Below are 20,357 nucleotides of genomic sequence, written 5' to 3'. Positions count from 1 at the left end.
ACCGGACCTGGCGCGCCGTCCCGAGTTCACGCCCGGAACTTACTTGGCCGGCGCTTGCTCGGGCGGCTGGACCGGCATGTAGACCGGACCCGAAGGCCCGTACGCCTGCATGTAGTAGGACTGGCCGCAACGGTAGTAGGTGACGCCATTGACCGAGCTCACGTCGGGCGCACACGGCAGTCCGGGAGCGGCCACCGGGGCTGGCGCCGGTGCGGGTGCTGGTGCGGGTGCCGGAGCGGGAGCCGGCGCAGTGCTTGCGGGCGGCGGCGCAGTGGACGTCGACGCGCTGCTGTGCGCGGCATCCGTCACCACCGCGCCGACAACGGCGCCGGCGACGAAGCCGACGGCGGCAGAGCCGGCGTCCCAGTCGTCATCGTCGTTGTCGTAGTAGTAGCCCGGCGGCGGGGGCGGATAGTAGCCGGCTGCCGGCGGACGATAGCCCGGCGGATAAGCCGCAGGTCTCGCCTGCTGCCGCGCCGTCGCCCCGGCCTGGCGCGTTTCGACATTCTCGTTCGAGGCCTGCTGGCGCTGCGCCTGGTTAGCCGAGCTGGTCGACTGACGCTGGGCCTGATTCGACGACGCCGTCTCCTGGCGCTGTTCCTGGCTCTCCAGCCGGGAGCCTTGCCGGGCAGCCTGGTTGGACGAACTCGTGCTCGAGGCCGCGCTCTGGCGCGAAGCCTGATTGGCCGAGGTCGTGCCGGCCGGTCGTGCCTGGCGAGGCTGTGTGGACACCGTGGCCGTCGCCGAACGGCTTCCGGCGAAGCTGCCTGCCGATGCAGTTCCCTGACGCGAAAAGCTCTTGCTCGCCTGCGGCGCGCCGGCAGTCCGGGCGGATGCACCGGCCGCCCTGGTCTCGCGGGCTTGCACGTCCTGCACCACAAACATGCCCGAGACGAGGAGCGCAAGCACCGCCATCGACATCACGCGCGCCTGTTTGCCTGCTTTCATGGCTTGACTCCTTCTGTGACGGCACCTTCCGCGGACTCGCCGGCGTCAGGCGGCGCGACGAGCTGGACGGCGAAGATGATCTGCCGCGCATCCGCACTCGGCTTGAATTCAAAGCGGTCTGCGGCGAAGCTCGGCGCCAGATCCCACTTGGAGAAATCGGCCCGGAACTGCGGATGTCCCTCCGACGCCGGATAGGTCATCACGATGCGCAGGGGCGTGGGCTGCTCGCCGTCGGCGATCCACACCTGGAAATCGGCCTGCGCGGTGCGGGCCGCAATGTGGTGGGCCGGTTTGCCGAGAATGTCGGTCAGGCCCACATAGTCGATGCTGCGAACCCGGCGCTGCAGTTCGCCGGCAAAATCCGTCAACAGCAAGGGCGCGAGCGGCATGCGCATCTGCAGGTCGCGGACGAAATACCTGACCGAGGCATCGATGTCGCCCGGCTGCGGCGCCTGCGCGAACACGCTCGTCGCGCCGTCCAGCACCGTGATCGACTTGCCGTCGAACAGGATCAGATCCTGGCTGCCATCACCCGCCGACTCCGCGATGCGGACCTTGTCCGGGCGCTGAACCTCGAGCTCGCGGATTTCACCGAACTCGATCTTTTGCCCATTGTCCTGAACGACGTCGTACGCGACGTTCAGCGAGACGCTGAAGCGCTCGGCAGCGCCGAGCGTCCTGGCCATCTCGAGCAGGCGATCGCGTGCGAACTGCTGCCCGACGCTCTCGGCAACCATCACGCCGCCCGGCTCCTGGCCGGAAGGCGCCCCCTGCGCATGCACGGCGCCCGCCGCAAACAGCGACGCCGCCAACACCAAACTGGATCGCAACATCACGCGTCCTCGAATTGATAACCGACACTGGGGAAAAGGGCACCTGCGCCGCACGAACCAGGCTCGAACGACACGGGGCGCCCGCTCGCCCCGCCTGCCTCACTTGCCCGCCAGCATTCGCGCCTTGAAGCGCTCGGCGTAGAAGGTGAAGTTGCTCTTGATCGTGTCCCACGACAGGGCGTCACCTTCAGGCGACTTGGGGGCCTTGTCGATGAGCACGCCCAGGCGCTCGCCGCTGACCGCGTCGAGCATCTCGACCTCGAGTGCGGCCTCGTTCATGGACACCCGTGCGCCCGTCGCACTGGCGACCGCATGCACGACGAAGCCCACCGGCGTGTAGCTCAGCAGGCCGCGCTTGGGCTCGCTCAGCTTCACGTTGGTGATCGCCGAACGGAGGTAGATCACGCCCGGACCGCCCTGACTCAACACCGGGATCTCGGGCTCGAGCGTCCTGACCAGAGCCTCGTGAAAACTGTCGGCCAGCACCTTCATCTCGTTCGGATCGATCCCCTGATAGGGTGAATCCGGGCTGATGAAGATCTGCACGGGCGCCATCATCACCCTGGTATAGGCCGAACGGTCGAGACCCGGCTTCGTCCAGATCATCGCTCCCGGCCGATCGGCGTCCTTGACCAGCTCGGGCATGTTGTCGATGAATCGGGTGTCGGCACCAAACGCCTGCTGCGCCGACACGAAAAGAAGCCCTGCAATGAAAAGTGCGCGCTTGGCGAACATGCTGCCTCCTGAAGTTGCGGAATCGGACACCGCGGGGGCTCTGGAGCGCCGAGGCCCCACCCGCGGCAATGCTCGCTGCCACTCTACGGACCGGCCCACCCGCATGCCATTAGACCTTGGTCCTAGCGCAGGGCGCGCGGGGTGCCGGCGTCGCCGGCGCTGACCCAGGCGATGGCGTCCATCAGCGCCTGGTCATCGACCGGCTTGCGCAGGAAGAAACTGGCGCCCAGCTCGCGGGCGCGCTCTCGGACCTGGTTGTCGTCGAGCGCCGAAACGGCCACGACCGGCAGGTCGCGCCCCAACTCCCGCATCCGGATCTGCGTCTGCAGCCCGGAGAGCCTGGGCATCGTCATGTCGAGCAGAAGACAGCCCACCGCATCGGGCGCCAGCTCGGCGAGGAACTGCTCGCCCTGGGCATAGGCCTTGACCTGATATCCGCTGGCGCACAGCAATCTGGACAGCGCTTTGCGGACGGATTCATCGTCATCGACGACATACACGCAGAACGCACTCGCCATGACAGCTCCTGGGCACCGGTTGATGGAGTGTCACGACGGTATTGGCAGACGCGGCCCCGCGCCATTGGACCTTGGTCCCATGCCCGGGCTGGGCACGATCGCTCCACACGGCCGGATGCCAGGCCACAGGCCTGGGCGGGGTCAGCCCCGCGGGCAAGGCGCCTTCTCGCAACGGCCGCCCGAATTCAGGCAGGCACGGCGCGCGCAGCGCGGACCCGTGCGAGCGCCGAAGAGACACTCGCCCGATCCGCTCGAGGCCAGCTCGCACAGATGCACGAGCTCGGCCACCGACCGCACGGCCATGGTCTTCATCATATTGGCGCGATGGACCTTGACGGTCTTGATCGAGATCCCCAGGTCATCGGCGATCTGCTTGTTGAGGCGGCCGTCGATGACGAGCTTGAGCACCTCGCGCTCCCTGCCCGAGAGCGCCGCGAGACGGTCGGCGATCTCGTCGACCTGCTGGTCCCTGGATTGCAGCACGGCGTGGCGTGCAAGCGCCTCGCGCAGGGTGTCGACCAGCACGGACTCGTCTACCGGCTTTTGCAGAAAATCGACCGCGCCGTTCTTCATTGCCCGGATGCCGGTGGGCAGATCGCCATGTGCCGTGAGGTACACGACCGGCAAGGCGATGCCGCGCGCCAGCAGTTCGCCGTGCAGGTCCGGCCCCGTCACGACGGGCATCTGCACGTCGAGCAGCATGCATCCATGCTCGATGATGGGCAGGCGTTGCAGGAATTCGGGCGCCGAACCGAAAGCCTCGACCTTGAAACCGGCCGCACGCAAGAGCCGCACAAGGCCTCGGCGCAGGCTGTCGTCGTCATCGACGACGAAGATCGTGGGCTCACCGGCGATCACCGGCGCGTCGGAGTCGGGCCGCAACATCTGCAAAGTTCCTGACACAAGGCAAGGCTGCATCTTAGCCGGAGAATGCGGGGCGACCCGATCGATCAGCGCGCGAGCGCGGGCAAGGTGAAGCTGAAGGTCGCCCCCGGCCCCGCGTTGTTCTCGCCCCAGATCCGTCCGCCCTGCGCCTCGACGATCGACCGGCAGATCGCAAGCCCCATGCCGATGCCCGTCGTCTTGGTCGTCCAGAAGGGCTGGAACACTTTTCCGGGATCCAGGACTTCGAGACCATGGCCGACGTCCGTTACGGAAAACTTTACCCCCCTGGCTTCGTCTCGCGTCACCGTCAGGCTCAGCAGGCGGCCGCCGGGCGGAAGCTCGTGCATGGCCTCGATGCCGTTCATGATCAGGTTGATGAGGACCTGCTGGATCTGCGCCCGATCGACCTCGATGCAGCCCTCGGCAAGCAGATCGAGCTCGAACCGCACATCGTTCATGACCAGTTCGCTATGCATCAGGCCCATGACGTCCCGCACCAGTTGCGCGATCTCCACGCGCTGGCGCTCGGTGGGCCGGCGGCGCAGCATCGCACGCAGGGATTCGATGACCTGAGCGGCACGCTTGTCGTCGGCCACGATGTCCTCGAGGATCGCCTCGCCTTCCTCGGCGGGCAAGGCACCGGCCCGGAGCATTCGCAGCCCGGCCTGCGCATTGCTCAGGATGGCGGTGAGCGGCTGGCTCAGTTCGTGCGCCAGCGATGAAGTCATCACCGCGATCTGCGCGACGCGATCGGCGTGCCAGCGTTGCGCACGCAGGCTCTCGAGCTCGAGCTCGTCACGGCGACGAAGCGTGATGTCCTGCAGCGTGCCGAAGACACGCGGCCCGGACGCCGGGCCGCCCGCGACCCGCTCGAAATGGTTCTCGACGAAACGCTCTTCCCCACCTGCGCCCAGAATGCGGTGGTGGATGCGCTGGCGGGCGGGGGTCGCCGACAGGCAGGCTTCGAGCGCCTGCGTCAGCACGGCCCTCTCGTCTTCGGGGACCCTTTCCATGAAGGTCTTGAACGATCGCGCTTTCGAGCCGAGGATCAGGTCGGTCTGCGGCGAGGTCCAGACCGCATCGGTCTGCACATCCCACTCCCAACTGCCGAGCCCTGCGATGCGCTGCGCCTCGCGCAGGCCTTCTTCACTGCGCCGCAGGGCGTCGAAGACGCTTTTTCGTGCCAGCGCACTGACGAAGACGCCTCCCAGTGCCTGAATGCGCTCGACGAGCACCGGCGACCAGCGTATCTCTCCGGTGTTGCTGATCACCGCAAAAACGTGCCGCACGACACCGCCCACGACGTAGGGAACGTAAAGACCCGAGCGCGTCCCCTTCATCTCGAGATAGCGACGATCGACCTCGGCCTCGATGGGGATTTCGTCCCAGCGGTGGAAGCAATAAAGACGGCGCTGATTCACGACTATGTCATACAACCAGGGGCAGGCGCGGCCATAGGGAATCACTTGCTTTTCCGCCGGAACGATGCCCTCCGCATGGTTCAGATGGGTAAGGCGGAGATGCCCGGGCGTGTCCACCGTGGCGAAGAATCCTGCCTGATCGGCTCCGGTGAAATCGAGCACCTCCTTGAGGGCCCGCTCGATCTCCTCGTCGATCTGATCCGACCACGCTCCGGCGAAGCGCGCGCAGGCATCGGCGATCACCCTTTCGAAGCGCAGCGAGTCGACCTGCTTCTCCTCGAGGACCTGATGCCGCAGCGCGCCGGCAAGCGTTTCCCCGAGCAGGCACAGGCGGCCGATGGTCTCGTCGGTCCAGCCCGGGTCGTCACAACTGCACCCCAGCCCGAGCACGAACTCGACCACGCCTGCATGCGAGATGGGAACGAACTGGGCGGACCGGACTTGCCATCCGCACAGGCCGGCACGATCGAGCGCCACCGCCGGCGGCAATCGATCGATCGACGGAATGCTCACCACTCGCCCCCCGACAACGACCTCGTCGAAAAGCCACGGGAAGATCGCCCCCGCATCCGGCGTGCTCAACGGCAGGTCCGCGCCGCCCCGCTGCACGCAGTCGCGGATCAGCACACGGCGGTCGGCATGCGCCACGACGCACAGGATGCCCCGATCCGCGTCGAAGAACTCGACGATTCGCTGCAGGGCATTGCGGACCTGTTCATCGAGCTCCGCGGACTGGGCGCGCACGAGGCTGGAGGAGAGCGCCGACGCCAAAGCCAGGAAGCTGAAATTGTCCGCGAAAGCGGCATTTGTGCGCACTTGCTCTTCGGCGCCCACACTGCCGCCCCCGTTGTTCGGCGAGCCTGCGTCCGTCCCGTTCAACATCGATGCCAAGACCCCCTAAGAAACCGACCCGACTGACGAACCCGCCGGCAACAGCGGTGATGGACAGACGCCCGGACCCGACTAAGCCCAAGGTCCAATGCCCTCCATGTCCCGCTGCGCGTAAGGTGCGAGCAATCCGAACCGCGGGCCTCTCAAGTCCGCGACAGGTTCGATCGCCCCCAAGTAACCCGCAAGGCCCGCTTTTATCACAAGCAGATGGCCCCCTGTGCAGGAGTCCGATGTGACAGACGACGACAAGCGACCAGCGGGCGACGAACCGGCCTCGAGCCGCAAGACGCCGCCACACCACCCGTCCCTGATGGGAAAGCTCAGCGGCATGTTTCCGGGTCCCGGCCCCGGCCGCCCCCAGGCCAGCGAAACCAAGGCGGCCAAGGCGCTCGCGCACGAGCTCAAGTCGTCCAACGAGCTCGCCGAAGACCGCACCCTCCTCGCCATCAAGCGCACGGTGATGGGCGCCGATCGCACGCTGATGGCCTGGCTGCGCACCGCATTGTCGATGATCAGCTTCGGCTTCACCATCTACAAGGTGCTCGAGGGGCTCAAGGGCGGCGACGTCAATTTGGTCCCCCAGCAATATGAACCGCGCACCGTTGGCCTCTTCCTCGTCGGGCTCGGCACGCTGGCGATGGTCATGGGCACCGTCGAGTACTGGTTTTCAATCAAGGGCATGCGGCCGGTCGCGGCGGTCGCCATCTGGAAGCGCCCCTCCTTCGTCATGGCGCTCATCATCTCCCTCGTGGGCCTGGGGGTGTTCGTGAGCATCATCGCGAACCTGCTCTGAGAACTGGCATGGAAGCCGCCAAGCTCCTCGAAACGGGCCTCGCGGCGCTGCTGCTCGCGGCCGCCTTCCTCGTCGGCGAGCGCACCCGCATTCTCGGCCGGCTGCTCGGGCCGCGCAGCTTCACCTCGTTCGGCGGCGGAATGGCGGCCGCCTACGTGTTCCTCCACGTCATGCCGGAACTGCACGGCGCGCGCCATGCGTTCACGGAAGCGGCCGCCAGGGCGCTGCCCTACGAAGGCAAGGCGATCTACTACCTGGCCCTGGCCGGATTCCTGAGCTTCTACGGCATCCGGCACTTCCATACGCGCCAGTCGAGCGCGCGCGAGGGCAAGCCGGATCGCCTGGACTTCCAGGTCCAGATCGGCGGCTTCGCCGCCTACGCCTGGCTGATGGGCTATCTGCTGCTGCGCGGGCTCGAGGCGCATCACGCCGCCATCGAACTGTACGCGGTCGCCATGAGCTTTCACTGTCTCGCAATCAACCGCGAACTCAGTAATGAATACGGCAACGACTATCGCGGCAGCGGTCGCTTCGTCCTCGCCGGCATGGCGCTCGCCGGCTGGGCAAGCGCGGCGCTGCTCGACCTGCCGGCGAGCCTGATCCCGCTGCTGCTCGCCTTCCTGTCGGGCGCAGTGATCATGAACAGCCTGATCCTGGAACTGCCGACGGAGAAGGACGGCCGGTTCTGGCCCTTCCTGTCGGGCGGTCTCCTCTACGGCCTCATCCTGCTGCCCCTGGGCTGACGGCAAGGACACCTCAATGGAGAACACCCGAAATGGATGACATCTGGATTCGCATCCTCGACAACATGGGCGATCGCGTCAGCGGTCCGCTGAAGTTCCGCCTGCTGCTGCAACCGCTCATGGCGGCGTTCTTCGCCATCAAGGCCGGGCTGCTCGACGCACGGACCGGCAAACCGCCCTACTTCTGGGCGCTGGCAACCCATCCGGAGCACCGGATCGACATGCTGAAGCATGGCTGGAAGGACGTCAGCAAGGTCTTCCTCCTCGCCGTCGTGCTCGATGTCGCCTACCAGATCATCGTGCTGCGCTTCGTGTATCCGGGCGAAGTGATCCTCGTGGCGTTCACGCTGGCGATCCTGCCCTACCTGCTCCTGCGCGGGCTGGTCACCCGCATTGCCAGGAGGCGCTGATCGCGAGCCGGTGACTTGTGACTTGGCGGCTTACAATGGCGGGCCTTGCTTCAATCGCCGGTACGACAGATGAAGATCGCCACCTGGAACGTCAACTCGCTCAAGGTCCGCCTGCCCCAGGTCCTCGACTGGCTCGCCGCCAACCAGCCCGACGCGCTGTGCCTGCAGGAGCTCAAGCTCGAAGACAAGGCCTTCCCGCTCGCCGAGCTCGAAGCCGCCGGCTACCACGCCGTCTTCATCGGCCAGAAGACCTACAACGGCGTCGCCATCCTCAGCCCGCAGCCGATCGACGCGGCCACGGTGGTGCGCAACATCCCCGGCTTCGAGGACGAGCAGAAGCGCATCATCGCCGCCACCATCGCCGGTGTGCGCGTGGTGTGCGGCTACTTCCCCAACGGCCAGGCGGTGGGTTCGGACAAGTTCGAGTACAAGCTGCGCTGGCTCGCCGCGCTGACCGAGTGGCTGCGCGCGGAGCTGAAGACGCACGAGCGCCTGGTGCTGGCGGGCGACTTCAACATCGCCCCCGAGGACCGCGACGCCCACCCCGACTGGAAGGACGAGATCCACGTCTCCGCGCCCGAACGCGCCGCCTTCCGCGCGCTGCAGGAGCTCGGCCTGATCGACGCCTTCCGCCTCTTCGAGCAGCCCGAGCGCGCGTTCTCGTGGTGGGACTACCGGATGATGGCCTTCCGGCGCAACTTCGGCCTGCGCATCGACCACCTGCTGGTGTCTCCGGCGTTGCGCGCGGCCTGCCGCAACTGCGTGGTCGACAAGGAACCGCGCCGGCTGGAGCGTCCGTCGGACCACGCGCCGGTGGTGCTGGAACTGGCCTGAAGCGATGAGCGCCAGCACCTCCCCGACCGACGCCGGGCGCCTCGAAGCCCGCTACCCGGTGCTGGCCGAGCTGTCGGCACCGGCGCGCGCCCGCCTGCTGCAAAGCGCGCACTGGATGCACGTGCCCGCGGGCGCGATGCTGTTCGACGACCGCCAGGCCTGCGAGGGCTTTCCCTTCGTGGTCGAGGGCTCGGTGCGGGTGAGCAAGTGCGCGCCGAGCGGGCGCGAGCTGCCGCTCTACCGCGTCGGCCCGGGCGAGACCTGCATCATCTCCTCGTCCTGCCTGCTCGGCCACGAGGACTACAACGCGCGCGGCGTCACCGAGTCCGACACCTTGCTGATGCTGCTGCCGAAGGCGGTGTTCGACGACATGATGGGCGAACGCCCCTTCCGCGACTTCGTCTTCCACCTGTTTGCCGAGCGCATCGCCGACCTGATGCAGTTGATTGAGGAGGTCGCCTTCCGCAAGCTCGACCAGCGCCTGGCGGCGCTGCTGCTCGGCAAGGGCCGCGTGCTGCACGTCACCCACCAGCAGCTCGCCGACGAGCTCGGCAGCGTGCGCGAGATCGTCAGCCGGCTGCTCAAGAGCTTCGCCGAGCAGGGCCTGGTCAAGCTCGCGCGCGAGCAGGTCGAGATCATCGACCCGCCGGGACTGCGCCGCATGGCCGCCGAGGGCAAGGGCGCGGCCTGAGCCACCTACCTCCGGGATCCCGCTCCCGGGCGGACCGGCGTAGCATCCCGGATCGGGTACGGGCTGTGTAACCTCGGTTACAGACCGCAGCCGGCCGGGCGTGGTCCAATCCGGCCACTCACCTCATCCGATCCAAGGAGAACACACATGAAAACGAACGTTGGTGGCGCCGACAAGATCCTTCGCATCGTGGCCCGGTATCGCGCTGCTCGCCTGGGCGGTGTTCGGCGGCCCGGTGTGGGCCTGGATCGGCATCGTCCCGCTCGCCACCGGCCTGCTCGGCTGGTGCCCGGCCTACACGATGCTGGGCATGAACACCTGCCCGCTCGGCAAGAAGTAAGCGCGCCCCACCCCACGAAAAAGCCGGCGCACCGCCGGCTTTTTCACGCGCCTCTCGACTTGGCGCCTCACCCCTCTCGCCCCGCGCACGCATTCGCGATCGCGACGTACTGCTCCACCGACAGCTTCTCGCCACGCAGCCCGGGGTCGATCCCGAGCGCCTGCAGCCCGGCGTCGTCGATGAACTCGCGCAAGGTGTTGCGCAGGGTCTTGCGGCGCTGGCCGAAGGCGGCGGCGACGATGCGCCCGAGCAAGGCCTCGTCGCGCGCGCCGAGCTGCTCCGCCGGCAGCGGCGCCATGCGCACGATGCTGGACATCACCTTGGGCGCCGGACGGAAGGCGCCCGGCGGCACGTCGAACAGCCGCCCCATGCGGAAGCGGTACTGCAGCATCACCGACAGCCGTCCGTACTCCTCGGTGCCGGGCTCGGCCACCATGCGCATCACCACCTCCTTCTGCAGCATGAAGGTCATGTCCTTGACCTGGTCGGCAAAGCCGGCGAGGTGGAACAGGATGGGGGTGGAGATGTTGTAGGGCAGGTTGCCGACGATGCGCAGCCTGGGCCCGACGCCCCCCTCCTCGCCGGCGCAAAGGCTGCCGAAGTCGAACTTCAGCGCGTCGCCCTCGTGCACCGTGAGCTGCGCCGGCGTGTAGCGCTCGTGCAGGCGGGCGATGAGGTCGCGGTCGATCTCGACCACGTGCAGGTGGCCGAGACGCTCGATCAGCGGGTCGGTCATCGCCCCCAGGCCGGGGCCGATCTCGACCATCAGCTCGCCCGGCTGGGGGCGGATGCCGTCGATGATCTTGCGGATGATGTTGGGGTCGGAGAGGAAGTTCTGGCCGAAGCGCTTGCGCGCGCGATGGCCGTCGGTGTCGAAGTCGTGCATGGATTTCCTTTCGCCGGGGCAGCCCGGCCTGGCTGCGCCGCGCTCAGGCGGCGGCGCGCGCCTGCGTCATCGCGATCGCCAGCTCGAGCGCGGCGAACAGGCTGCCCGGATCGGCGCGGCCGCTGCCGGCGAGGTCGAGGGCGGTGCCGTGGTCTACGGAAGTGCGGATGATCGGCAGGCCGAGCGTGACGTTGACGCCGCCACCGAAGCTGGCGTGCTTGAGCACCGGCAGGCCCTGGTCGTGGTACATCGCCAGCACCGCATCGCCCTGCGCCAGCGTATGCGGCACGAACAGGGTGTCGGCGGGCAAGGGACCGACGAGCTGCATGCCCTCGGCGCGCAGGCGCTCGAGCACCGGGATGATGACGTCGATCTCCTCGCGCCCCATGTGGCCGCCCTCGCCCGCATGCGGGTTGAGGCCGGCGACCAGGATGCGCGGCGCGGCGAGGCCGAAGTGGCGGCGCAGGTCGGCGTGCAGGATGCGCAGGGTCTCTTCGAGCACCTGCGGCGTGATCGCCGCCGGCACCGCGGCGAGCGGCAGGTGGGTGGTCGCCAGCGCTACGCGCAGGCCGCCGCCCACCAGCATCATCACCACCCGCGGCGTGCCGGTGTGCTCGGCGAGGTATTCGGTGTGGCCGGTGAAGGGCATGGTCTCGTGGGCGCCGAGACCCTCGCAGATCACGCCCTTGTGCACCGGCGCGGTGACCATGGCGGCGAATTCGCCCTGCAGGCAGCCGGCGATCGCGCGGTCGAGCAAGCGCAACACGTAGGCGCCGTTGGCCGGATCGAGCACGCCGGCCCGGGAAGGCGCAGCGAGCGGCAGATGCAGCACCTCGACCGCGCCCTCGGGCGCAGGCCGCGCGGCGTCGAATTCGACCACGCCCACAGCGCTGTCGAGCGCCGCGGCTCGCGCACGCATCAACCCGATGTCGGCGAGCACCACCGGGCGCAGCGGCCAGGCGCGCTCGGCCAGGCGCAGGCACAGCTCGGGGCCGACCCCCGCGGGCTCTCCGCTGGTGATGGCGACGAGCCTGCGCCCCGCTTCCGCGGCGACACTCATTCGCGCTCGATGCGGTAGTCGACGTAGGTGCTGTCGCGCAGCTGGCGCAACCAGTCCTCGTAGGCCTGCTCGGCCTTGCGTTCGCGCAGGGCCTGACGCGCGGCGGCGCGCTTGCGCTCGTCGGTGACGTCCTGCATGCGGCGCTCCACGAGCTGGATCAGATGCCAGCCGAAAGGCGAGCGCACCGGCGCGCTGACCTCGCCCGGCCGCAGCGCGTTCATCGCGCGCTCGAACTCGGGCACGGTGTCGCCCGGGTTGAGCCAGCCGAGATCGCCGCCGCGGGCGGCGGAGAGGTCGGCCGAACTCGCCTTGGCCAGCTCGGCGAAGTCGGCGCCATTGACCACGCGTTCGCGGATCGCCAGCAGGCGGGCCTCCGCGTCGGCGTCGGAGAGGACCTCGGAGGTCTTGATCAGGATGTGGCGCGCGCGCGTCTGCTCGAGCTTCTGCACCGCCGCCGCACCGCCGCCGCGCGCGTCGACCAGGCGCACGATGTGCAGGCCGGCGGCGCTGCGCAGCACCGGCGAAGTCTCGCCCGGGCGCATGCGGCGCACGGCGTCGGCGAACAGGGCCGGCAGGCGATCGAGCGGGCGCCAGCCCAGGCTGCCGCCCTGCAGGCCGTCGGGCGCGTCGGAGACCTCGGCGGCGACGCGGGCGAAGTCCTCGCCCGAGCGCAGCCGAGCCATCACCTGCTCGGCGCGCCTGGCCACCGCCTCGACCTGCTGCGGCGAGGCGCCCTCGGGCGTGCGCAGCAGGATGTGGGCGACGGCGAACTCCTGGCCGGAGAAGGCGTCCGGGTTGTTGGCGATGAAGTTGTCGATCTCGGCGTCGGTGACGACGATGCGGCTGTCGACCTCGCGTTCGCGCAGGCGGGTGAGCAGGATCTCGCTGCGGATCTCGTCGCGGAAGCGGCTCCACGTGACGCCATCCTTCTCCAGCGTGGCGCGCAACTGGTCGATCGAGAGCTTGTTGTTCGAGGCGATGCGCTCGATCGCGCGGTCGAGCGTGACGTCGTCCACGCGCAGCGAGGACTCGCGCGCGAGCTGGAGCTGGGCACGCTCGACGATCAGGCGCTCGAGCAGCTGGCGCTGCAGGACTTCCTCGGGGGGAAGCTGGGCGCCCTGGCGGGCGAGCTGGCGGCGGGTCTGCTCGATGCGCGCGCGCAGCTCGAGGCCGGTGATGACCTCGTTGTTGACGACCGCGACGATGCGGTCGACCTCGACCGCGCGCGGCGCGGAATGCACCGGCAGCGCGAGCGTGGTGGCCGCGAGGCCGATGGCGATTGCGACGCGGGAGCGGAAAAGGAGTCGTTTCATGTGTTTGGAGGTGGAAGCGCGGAACCGGCTTCAGTTGTTGCCGAACACGCGGTTGGCCGAGGAGTCGTTGATCTTGCCATAGCCGGGGACGCTGCGCTTGATCAGGCTGAGCGGATTCGAGCCGATCCCGGCGAGGTCGTTCAGTTCGAGCTGGATGAAGATGGCGTTGGTCACGTCGTCCTCGTCGATCGCGAAGCGATGCACCGCGGTGCGGAACACCCAGCAGCCGCCGTCGTACTCGATACCCGCGACCGCCTCGGTGATGCGGTCGTCCTTGAGCGAGTGGGTGACTCGACCGACGCCGTACCACTGGCGCGCGAGCGGCCACTGGCCGGAGACGTCGATGTCCTCGAGGCCGACGATGTCTTGATCGACACGCAGGTTGGGCGCGTAGCGGTAGCTCAGGTTGAGGGTGCGCGCGAAGCCGGGCTGGTAGCGCACGCTCGCGTTGAGGCGCTCGGTGCGGCTGGTCTCGGTGTTGTACTGGGCGTAGGAATCCACCGTCACCGTGCTGGTGATGCGTCCGCCGAGACCGGCGAGGATTTCGTTGCCGGTGCCGGCGCGGCGCAGTTCGTCCTCGTCGTACAGATAGACTTTCTGGTCGGAGAAGTAGTAGCGCTGGCCGATCAGCGCGCGCAGGCGCTCGACCCCGGTCTCCGCATCGATGAAGCGGGTGGTAAGCGCCGCGGTGAGGTCGTTGGCGTCGCCGATGCGGTCGCTGCCCGAGTAGCGGTTCTCGGCGAAGATCTGCGCGAAACCGACGTCGAAGCGGTTGGTGTCGAAGAGCGGGATGTCCGACTGCTCGCGGCTCGGCACGCGCAGGTAGAACAGCCGCGGCTCGAGCGTCTGCAGGTAGTCGCTGCCGAAATAGTTCGTCTCGCGCTCGAAGAACAGGCCGGAGTCGAGCGAGACGATCGGGACCGAGCGCGTGATCGATTCGGGCTTGCCGGAAGTCGCCGCGACGCGGTCGATGTCGTAGCTGGTGTAATGCACGCCCGCCTTGGGCGTGACGAACCAGGCCGCGCCCTGCATCGGCAACGACAGCTGCGGATAGGCGACGACGCGCGCGGCCTCGTCGCGATCCCTCTCGCGATGGGCGAAACGGACGAACTCGGTCTCGAGCAGGCCGGCCATGCCGCCGGCGAGGTCGGCGCGCACGGCGTCGAGGCGCAACTGCGGCAGGCGGCGATAGGGCTCGACGTTGCGCACGTCCGGATCCGGGTTCAGCGTCTGGTAGCGCTGCGCCAGCGCGGAGGCGGTCCACCAGCCGCCCGTGTAGATCAGCCGCCCCTCGCGCAGCAGGTTGACCCGCGAGGCCACGCCGATGTTGGAGGACAGGTCCTCGAAGTAGCCGTCGTCGGACACCGCGTTGAGATCGAGCGTGCCGTAGAAGTTGGGGGCGAAGCGCTGCTGGTGCTGGATCGAGCCGAGCCTGCGCTCCTCGCCGGTCACCTTGTCGTTCGGCATCCACTCGAGGCGCGTGGTGCCCTGGGAGTCCTCGCCGAGATAGCGCAACTCGCCGCCGAACTGGACGCCGCGCCGGGTCATGATGCGCGGCGCCAGGGTCGCGTCGTAGTTGGGTGCGATATTCCAGTAGTACGGCTGGGTGAAGTCCACCCCGGTCTTGTTCGACGAGCCGAAGGTGGGCGGCAGCAGCCCCGACTGGCGCTGGCCGCTGAGCGGGAATTCGGCCCAGGGCATCCAGAAGATCGGCGTGTCCATGAACACGATCGAGCTGGCGTGGGCGGTGCCGACCTCGCGGTCGTAGTCGAGCTCGAGCTCGCGCGCCTTGATGTACCAGTCCGGGTCCTGCGGGCTGCAGGTGGTCCAGGTCGCGTTGGCGAGGCGGTACTGGTTCTCGCCCTCCAGGCGCAGCAGATCGGCCTGGCCGCTGCCGGCCACGGTGCGCGGGGCGTCGCCGGCGAGCGCGGGCGGACGCGCACGCGAGAGCTCGTAGGTCGGCGTCTCGAAGCTGCCGACACGGTCGCCCACCACCAGCGTGGCCTTCGGCCCGCGGATCGTGTCGCCACCTCGGCTCAGCACCACGTGCCCCTCGGCGAGCACCTCGTCGGTCGGCTCGCGATAGGTGACGCGGTCGGCGGTGAGCAGGGTGTCGTCGCGCTGCAGCTCGGCCTCGCCCTCGGCGACCAGCTCGATCCCGCGCTCGCCATGGATGCGCAGCGCGCTGACCGCGGTCTCGCCCGGGGCGAGCGCGGGTCGCTCGACGGCGGGGGCAGGCGCGGCGACCACCGGCGGCTTGGCGAGGGCCGCGGGTGCGGGTGCGGGTGCCGGTGCGGGTGCGACGGCCGCGGGTGCGGAGACGGGCGCCGGGGTCGGAGCGGGTGCGGCCGGGGGTGGCGTGGCAGAGGCCGCCGCGGGGGAGGCCTGCACCGGCGTCGCGGGTCGCTCCGGCGTGGCCGGCGACGCCTGGCGCAGCAGCTCGGGCGCCACCCGAAGCGCGGGCATGGTTTGCGCGAATGCAGCGCCCGACAGGCCCAGCAGGAGCAGTGGAATCAGTCGAATGCGCGTATTCGGAAGCATGCGGATCAAGCCCTTGCCGTCGTTCGCGGTGCGCGACTGCCCACCCGAACCACCGTGTTGATAAACTCGCGGATTGTACACGAACCCCCGCGGAGATCCGGTTTGCATCGCCTCGAACAACTCCGGACCTGGCTCGCCAGTGTCCTGCCCGGCCAGTCCTTCGAACTCGCCCCGGCCTCGGCCGACGCCAGCTTCCGGCGCTACTTCCGCGCCACCTTCGCCGACGGCAGTCCCTCGCGCGTCGTCATGGACGCCCCGCCCGAGAAGGAGGACGTGCGCCCCTGGCTGCACGTCGCGGAGCTTTTCCGCGCCGCCGGCGCCCACGTGCCGGACGTGCTCGCGCACGATCTCGAGCAGGGCTTCCTGCTGCTCTCCGACCTCGGCTCGACGACCTACCTGCAAGCCCTGAAGACGCAGGACGATGCGCCGCAAGCCGTCCGAACCGCACATCACCTGTACGCCGACGCCCTCGGCGCGCTCGCCGCCATCCAGTGCGCCAGCCGCCCCGGCGTGCTGCCCGAGTACGACCGCGCCCTGCTGCTGCGCGAGCTGCAGCTCTTCCCCGAGTGGTACATCGCCCGCCACAAGGGCGTCGCGCTCACCGAGGCCGAGACGGCGATGCTGAACACGGCGTTCGAGCGCATCCTCGCGGTCAACCTCGCCGAGCCGCAGGTCTTCGTGCATCGCGACTACCACTCGCGCAACCTGATGCTGCTCGACCCCGCCGAAGGCCGCGGCGCCAACCCCGGGATCATCGACTTTCAGGACGCGGTCTACGGCCCGATCAGCTACGACCTGGTGTCGCTGTTCAAGGACGCCTACATCCGCTGGGACGAGGAGTTCATCCTCGACCTGCTGATCCGCTACTGGGAGACCGCGAAGAAGCTCGGCCTGCCGGTGCGGGCGGAGTTCTCCGACTTCCACCGCGACTTCGAGTGGATGGGCGTGCAGCGCCACATCAAGGTGCTCGGCATCTTCGCGCGCCTGTACCACCGCGACGGCAAGGACGGCTACCTCGCCGACATGCCGCTGGTCATGGATTACCTGCGCCGCGCATGCAAGCGCTGGCGCGACCTCGGCCCGCTGTTGAAGCTGCTCGACCGCCTCGAACCCGAGGAGACCCAGGTCGGCTACACCTTCTGAACGGCGCGCCGCGGCCCCAACGCGGCGCCAGCCTGCGCCTGCCCATGCCCCCTTCAGCCGAGACACCATGACCCGAGCGATGATCCTCGCCGCCGGTCGCGGCGAGCGCATGCGCCCGCTCACCGACCACACCCCCAAGCCGCTGCTCGAGGCGGGCGGCAAGCCGCTGATCGTGTGGCACATCGAACGACTGCGCGCCGCCGGCTTCCGCGATCTCGTGATCAACCACGCCCACCTCGGCCACCGGCTCGAAGAAGCGCTCGGCGACGGCGCGGCTTTCGGCGTGCGTATCGCGTGGTCGCCGGAAGCCAGCGCGCTGGAAACCGCCGGCGGCATCCGCCACGCCCTGCCGCTGCTCGGCGACCAGCCCTTCGTCGTGGTCAACGGCGATGTGTTCTGCGACGCCGACTTCACGTCCCTGCGCGCCGCCGCCGAAGGCCTGCACGCCGACGGCCCGCTCGCCCACCTGCTGCTGGTGGACAACCCCGAGCACCACCCGAAAGGTGACTTCCACCTCGATGCCGCCGGCCTGCTCCACGCCGAAGGCGCCCCACGGCTCACCTTCTCCGGGCTCGGCGCCTACCATCCCGCCCTGTTCGCCGCCCTCGCCGACGACACCCCCGCCAAACTCGCCCCCCTGCTGCGCGCGGCGATGAACGCGGGCCAGGTCACCGGCCGGCACCACGCCGGGCGCTGGATCGACGTTGGCACCCCGCGGCGCCTGGCGGAACTCGATCGGGAACTGGAGGGCACAGGGAACGCCCCGCCGACCCGCCCCCGCGTGCGCCCCGTGACATAATTTCAACCATGAACGCACCCGGCACCGCCCCCATGGACACCACCCCCTTCCGCGCCCGCCGCGCCCGCCTGCTGCAGCGCATGCAGGCCGCCGGCGGCGGCGTCGCCATCCTGCCCACCGCCCCCGAGCGCGTGCGCAACCGCGACGCCCACTACGCCTACCGCCACGACAGCTACTTCTACTACCTCAGTGCCTTCCGCGAACCCGAGGCCGTGGTCGTGCTGGTGGCGGGCAAGGAGACGAAGCAGATCCTCTTCTGCCGCGAGAAGAACGAGGAACGCGAGATCTGGGACGGCTACCGCTGGGGCCCCGAGGCCGCGCGCGCGGCCTTCGGCTTCGACGAGGCGTGGACCATCGGCGACCTCGAAAAACGCCTCCCCGACTACCTCGCCGACCAGCCCCTGCTGTGGACCAGCCTCGGCTACGACAACGACTGGGACGCGCGCGTACTCGGCGCGCTCAACGCCGTGCGTGACAAGGCCCGCACCGGCCTCACCCCGCCGCACTCGGTGCGCGACCTGCGCGCCGAGCTCGACGAGATGCGCCTGGTCAAGGACGCGTCCGAGCTCGCCACCATGCGCCAGGCAGCACAGATCTCCGCCGCCGCCCACTGCCGCGCGATGCGCGCCACCCGCCCGGGCCGGCACGAGTACGAGATCGAGGCCGAGCTGCTGCACGCCTTCCGCGCCGCCGGCAGCCAGGCCCCCGCCTACACCAGCATCGTCGCCGGCGGCGCCAATGCCTGCGTGCTGCACTACGTCGACAACGACCAGCGCCTCAATGACGGCGACCTGTTGCTGATCGACGCCGGCTGCGAGCTCGACGGCTACGCCTCCGACATCACCCGGACCTTCCCGGTGAGCGGCCGCTTCTCAGGTCCGCAGCGCGCGGTCTATGAGCTCGTGCTCGCCGCCCAGGCCGCGGCGCGCGAGGCCACCCGCCCCGGCGCGCACTGGAACCAGCCGCACGACGCCGCGGTGAAGGTGCTCGCCCAGGGCATGCTCGACCTCGGTCTCCTCCAGGGCAGCCTGGACGGCGTGCTCGAGAACGGCGACTATCGCCGCTTCTACATGCACCGCACCGGCCACTGGCTGGGCATGGACGTGCACGACGCCGGCGAATACAAGCTCGGCGGCGAATGGCGGCCGCTGGTCGAGGGCATGGTGCTGACCATCGAGCCGGGCTGCTACATCCGCGCGGCCGAGGACGTGCCCGAGGCCTTCTGGAACATCGGCATCCGCATCGAGGACGACGCGATCGTCACCGCCGACGGCTGCGCGCTGATCACCGAGGACGCGCCCAAGGCGGTTGCGGACATCGAGGCCCTGATGCGGGACGCCCGTCATGGCTGACGACGCGCCCGACCATGTCCACGACCTGCTGATCGTCGGCGCCGGCCCGGTCGGCCTGGCGCTCGCGCTGGCATTGAAGGACGCCGGGCTCGACATCGTGCTCGCCGACGCGCGCGCGCGCGAGGCGGTGGCGCGCGACCCGCGCGACCTCGCGCTCGCCCACGGCACCCGGCTCACGCTGCAGCGCCTCGGCGTTTGGGATGGGCTGCCGACCACGGCGATCCAGCACATCCACATCTCGCACCAGGGCGGGCTCGGCCGCACCCTGATCGACGCCGCCGAGCACGAGCTGCCCGCGCTCGGCTACGTCGCCTCGGCAGGCGCGCTCGCCACGGCCCTGCGCAAGGCGGTAGACGCGGCCGGCATCCCGGTGTTCGACGAGACCGAGATCACCAACCTGGCCGCGGGCGAGGACGACGTGATCGCCAGCCTCGCGGACACCGGCCGCCCCGCCCCCACGCTGCGCGCCCGCCTGGCGGCCTGCGCCGAGGGTGGCCTGCGCGCGGGCGACCCCAACGTGGTCGAGCACGACTACGGCCAGCACGCGCTCATCGCCGACGTGCAGGTCGCGGGCGGCCATCGCCACACCGCCTTCGAGCGCTTCACCCCGCAGGGTCCGGTGGCGCTGCTGCCCAAGGGCGAGGGCTACGCGCTGGTGCATGTCGCCCGCCCCGAGACGGCCGACGAACTGCTGACGCTCGACGATGCCGCCTACCTCGCCCGCCTGCAGGCCCACATCGGCGGCCGCGCGCGCCTGACCGGCGTCGGCCCGCGCCTGCGCTATCCATTGGTGCTGCGCTACCGGCGCTCGACCATCGCCCAGCGCACGGTGTGGCTCGGCAACGCGGCGCAGACCCTGCACCCGGTCGCGGGACAGGGCTTCAACCTCGCGCTGCGGGATGTGTGGGCGCTCGCCGACGCGCTGCTGCGCGCAAGCGAGGCGGCTCGACAGCGTTCCGACGACCCGGCTGCGAGCCCATTCGACGCCGGCGCCGCTTCCATCCTCGCAGGCTATGCGAACGCCCGCGGCCTGGACCGCCTCGGCACGATGCGCTTCACCGACACCCTGGTGCGGGTGTTCAGCAACGACTTCGCACCGCTGCGGCATGCGCGCGGCGCGGCGCTGTTCGCCCTCGACCTGATTCCACCGCTGCGCAACTTCGTCGCACGCCGCATGATGTTCGGGGCACGCGCCTGGCCGTGATGCCGGGCGGCCGCAGC

Annotated in this window: 19 protein-coding genes and 1 pseudogene; 10 read left to right on the top strand and 10 right to left on the bottom strand. The window is 69.3% G+C overall.

Going from position 1 to position 20,357, the window contains the following annotated elements; translation table 11 throughout:
* Positions 1-39: 39 nt before the first annotated feature.
* From TMZ1T_RS21300 to TMZ1T_RS07205, 6 genes are all read right to left on the bottom strand, one after another.
* Positions 40-948, bottom strand: a complete 909-nt coding sequence (locus TMZ1T_RS21300; RefSeq protein WP_012585030.1) for a hypothetical protein — start codon at positions 946-948, stop codon at positions 40-42.
* Entirely contained in the window at positions 945-1,781 is an 837-nt protein-coding gene (locus TMZ1T_RS07225) for a DUF2092 domain-containing protein (protein ID WP_012585029.1), read from the bottom strand. The genes TMZ1T_RS21300 and TMZ1T_RS07225 overlap by 4 nt, the downstream gene beginning before the upstream one ends.
* A gap of 99 nt (positions 1,782-1,880) precedes the next feature.
* Positions 1,881-2,516: a DUF3313 domain-containing protein gene (locus tag TMZ1T_RS07220; RefSeq protein WP_012585028.1), complete on the bottom strand. Its 636-nt coding sequence runs from the start codon at positions 2,514-2,516 to the stop codon at positions 1,881-1,883.
* A 122-nt stretch (positions 2,517-2,638) separates the two neighbouring features.
* Positions 2,639-3,034, bottom strand: a complete 396-nt coding sequence (locus tag TMZ1T_RS07215; RefSeq protein ID WP_012585027.1) for a response regulator transcription factor — start codon at positions 3,032-3,034, stop codon at positions 2,639-2,641.
* A 141-nt stretch (positions 3,035-3,175) separates the two neighbouring features.
* On the bottom strand, positions 3,176-3,919 hold the full coding sequence (locus TMZ1T_RS07210; RefSeq protein ID WP_012585026.1) for a response regulator transcription factor: 744 nt from the start codon (positions 3,917-3,919) through the stop codon (positions 3,176-3,178).
* 65 nt (positions 3,920-3,984) lie between these two features.
* A complete protein-coding gene (locus tag TMZ1T_RS07205) occupies positions 3,985-6,222 on the bottom strand; it encodes an ATP-binding protein (RefSeq protein ID WP_012585025.1) in 2,238 nt (745 codons plus the stop codon).
* A 337-nt stretch (positions 6,223-6,559) separates the two neighbouring features.
* Here TMZ1T_RS07205 and TMZ1T_RS07200 point away from each other — a divergent pair, with 337 nt between their 5' ends.
* The 6 genes and pseudogenes from TMZ1T_RS07200 to TMZ1T_RS07175 all read left to right on the top strand — a co-directional run bounded on the left by TMZ1T_RS07200 (position 6,560) and on the right by TMZ1T_RS07175 (position 10,042).
* The gene (locus tag TMZ1T_RS07200) at positions 6,560-7,024 is read left to right on the top strand and encodes a YidH family protein (RefSeq protein WP_144312148.1); all 465 of its coding nucleotides are present in this window, start codon (positions 6,560-6,562) and stop codon (positions 7,022-7,024) included.
* An 8-nt stretch (positions 7,025-7,032) separates the two neighbouring features.
* Positions 7,033-7,767 (top strand): hypothetical protein, encoded by a 735-nt coding sequence (locus tag TMZ1T_RS07195; RefSeq protein ID WP_004299823.1) that lies wholly within the window; start codon positions 7,033-7,035, stop codon positions 7,765-7,767.
* 32 nt (positions 7,768-7,799) lie between these two features.
* Positions 7,800-8,177 (top strand): hypothetical protein, encoded by a 378-nt coding sequence (locus TMZ1T_RS07190; RefSeq protein ID WP_004299822.1) that lies wholly within the window; start codon positions 7,800-7,802, stop codon positions 8,175-8,177.
* 69 nt (positions 8,178-8,246) lie between these two features.
* Positions 8,247-9,011, top strand: coding sequence for an exodeoxyribonuclease III (xth, locus tag TMZ1T_RS07185; RefSeq protein ID WP_012585023.1), 765 nt, complete (start codon positions 8,247-8,249; stop codon positions 9,009-9,011).
* A gap of 4 nt (positions 9,012-9,015) precedes the next feature.
* Positions 9,016-9,702 (top strand): Crp/Fnr family transcriptional regulator, encoded by a 687-nt coding sequence (locus TMZ1T_RS07180; RefSeq protein WP_004299820.1) that lies wholly within the window; start codon positions 9,016-9,018, stop codon positions 9,700-9,702.
* 147 nt (positions 9,703-9,849) lie between these two features.
* Positions 9,850-10,042 (top strand): annotated as a pseudogene (locus TMZ1T_RS07175) (YgaP family membrane protein).
* Between the two features lie 67 nt (positions 10,043-10,109).
* On the opposite strand, the gene rsmA reads toward TMZ1T_RS07175, so the two are convergent.
* From rsmA to TMZ1T_RS07155, 4 genes are read right to left on the bottom strand one after another with little or no spacing between them, the layout of a single operon-like run.
* Positions 10,110-10,928: a 16S rRNA (adenine(1518)-N(6)/adenine(1519)-N(6))-dimethyltransferase RsmA gene (gene rsmA / locus TMZ1T_RS07170; protein ID WP_012585021.1), complete on the bottom strand. Its 819-nt coding sequence runs from the start codon at positions 10,926-10,928 to the stop codon at positions 10,110-10,112.
* Positions 10,929-10,971: 43 nt separating this feature from the next.
* On the bottom strand, positions 10,972-11,988 hold the full coding sequence (pdxA, locus tag TMZ1T_RS07165) for a 4-hydroxythreonine-4-phosphate dehydrogenase PdxA (RefSeq protein WP_012585020.1): 1,017 nt from the start codon (positions 11,986-11,988) through the stop codon (positions 10,972-10,974).
* Complete coding sequence (locus TMZ1T_RS07160) at positions 11,985-13,301, bottom strand: peptidylprolyl isomerase (RefSeq protein WP_004299811.1); 1,317 nt, start codon at positions 13,299-13,301, stop codon at positions 11,985-11,987. The genes pdxA and TMZ1T_RS07160 overlap by 4 nt, the downstream gene beginning before the upstream one ends.
* A gap of 30 nt (positions 13,302-13,331) precedes the next feature.
* Positions 13,332-15,842: an LPS-assembly protein LptD gene (locus tag TMZ1T_RS07155; RefSeq protein WP_012585019.1), complete on the bottom strand. Its 2,511-nt coding sequence runs from the start codon at positions 15,840-15,842 to the stop codon at positions 13,332-13,334.
* 102 nt (positions 15,843-15,944) lie between these two features.
* Between TMZ1T_RS07155 and TMZ1T_RS07150 the strand changes: the two genes are divergently transcribed.
* The 4 genes from TMZ1T_RS07150 to TMZ1T_RS07135 all read left to right on the top strand — a co-directional run bounded on the left by TMZ1T_RS07150 (position 15,945) and on the right by TMZ1T_RS07135 (position 20,340).
* On the top strand, positions 15,945-16,985 hold the full coding sequence (locus tag TMZ1T_RS07150; protein WP_004308719.1) for an aminoglycoside phosphotransferase family protein: 1,041 nt from the start codon (positions 15,945-15,947) through the stop codon (positions 16,983-16,985).
* Positions 16,986-17,064: 79 nt separating this feature from the next.
* On the top strand, positions 17,065-17,784 hold the full coding sequence (murU, locus tag TMZ1T_RS07145) for an N-acetylmuramate alpha-1-phosphate uridylyltransferase MurU (RefSeq protein WP_004308718.1): 720 nt from the start codon (positions 17,065-17,067) through the stop codon (positions 17,782-17,784).
* 8 nt (positions 17,785-17,792) lie between these two features.
* Entirely contained in the window at positions 17,793-19,136 is a 1,344-nt protein-coding gene (locus TMZ1T_RS07140) for an aminopeptidase P N-terminal domain-containing protein (protein ID WP_012585017.1), read from the top strand.
* Entirely contained in the window at positions 19,129-20,340 is a 1,212-nt protein-coding gene (locus tag TMZ1T_RS07135) for an FAD-dependent monooxygenase (protein ID WP_004308715.1), read from the top strand. Before TMZ1T_RS07140 ends, TMZ1T_RS07135 begins: the two co-directional genes overlap by 8 nt.
* Positions 20,341-20,357: the final 17 nt, after the last annotated feature.

Origin of the sequence: Thauera aminoaromatica (genome assembly GCF_000021765.1) — a bacterium.
In the GTDB taxonomy this organism is placed as follows: domain Bacteria; phylum Pseudomonadota; class Gammaproteobacteria; order Burkholderiales; family Rhodocyclaceae; genus Thauera; species Thauera aminoaromatica.
The sequence above is the reverse complement of the archived record's forward strand: the minus strand, read 5'-3'. Positions and strand labels throughout refer to the sequence as shown.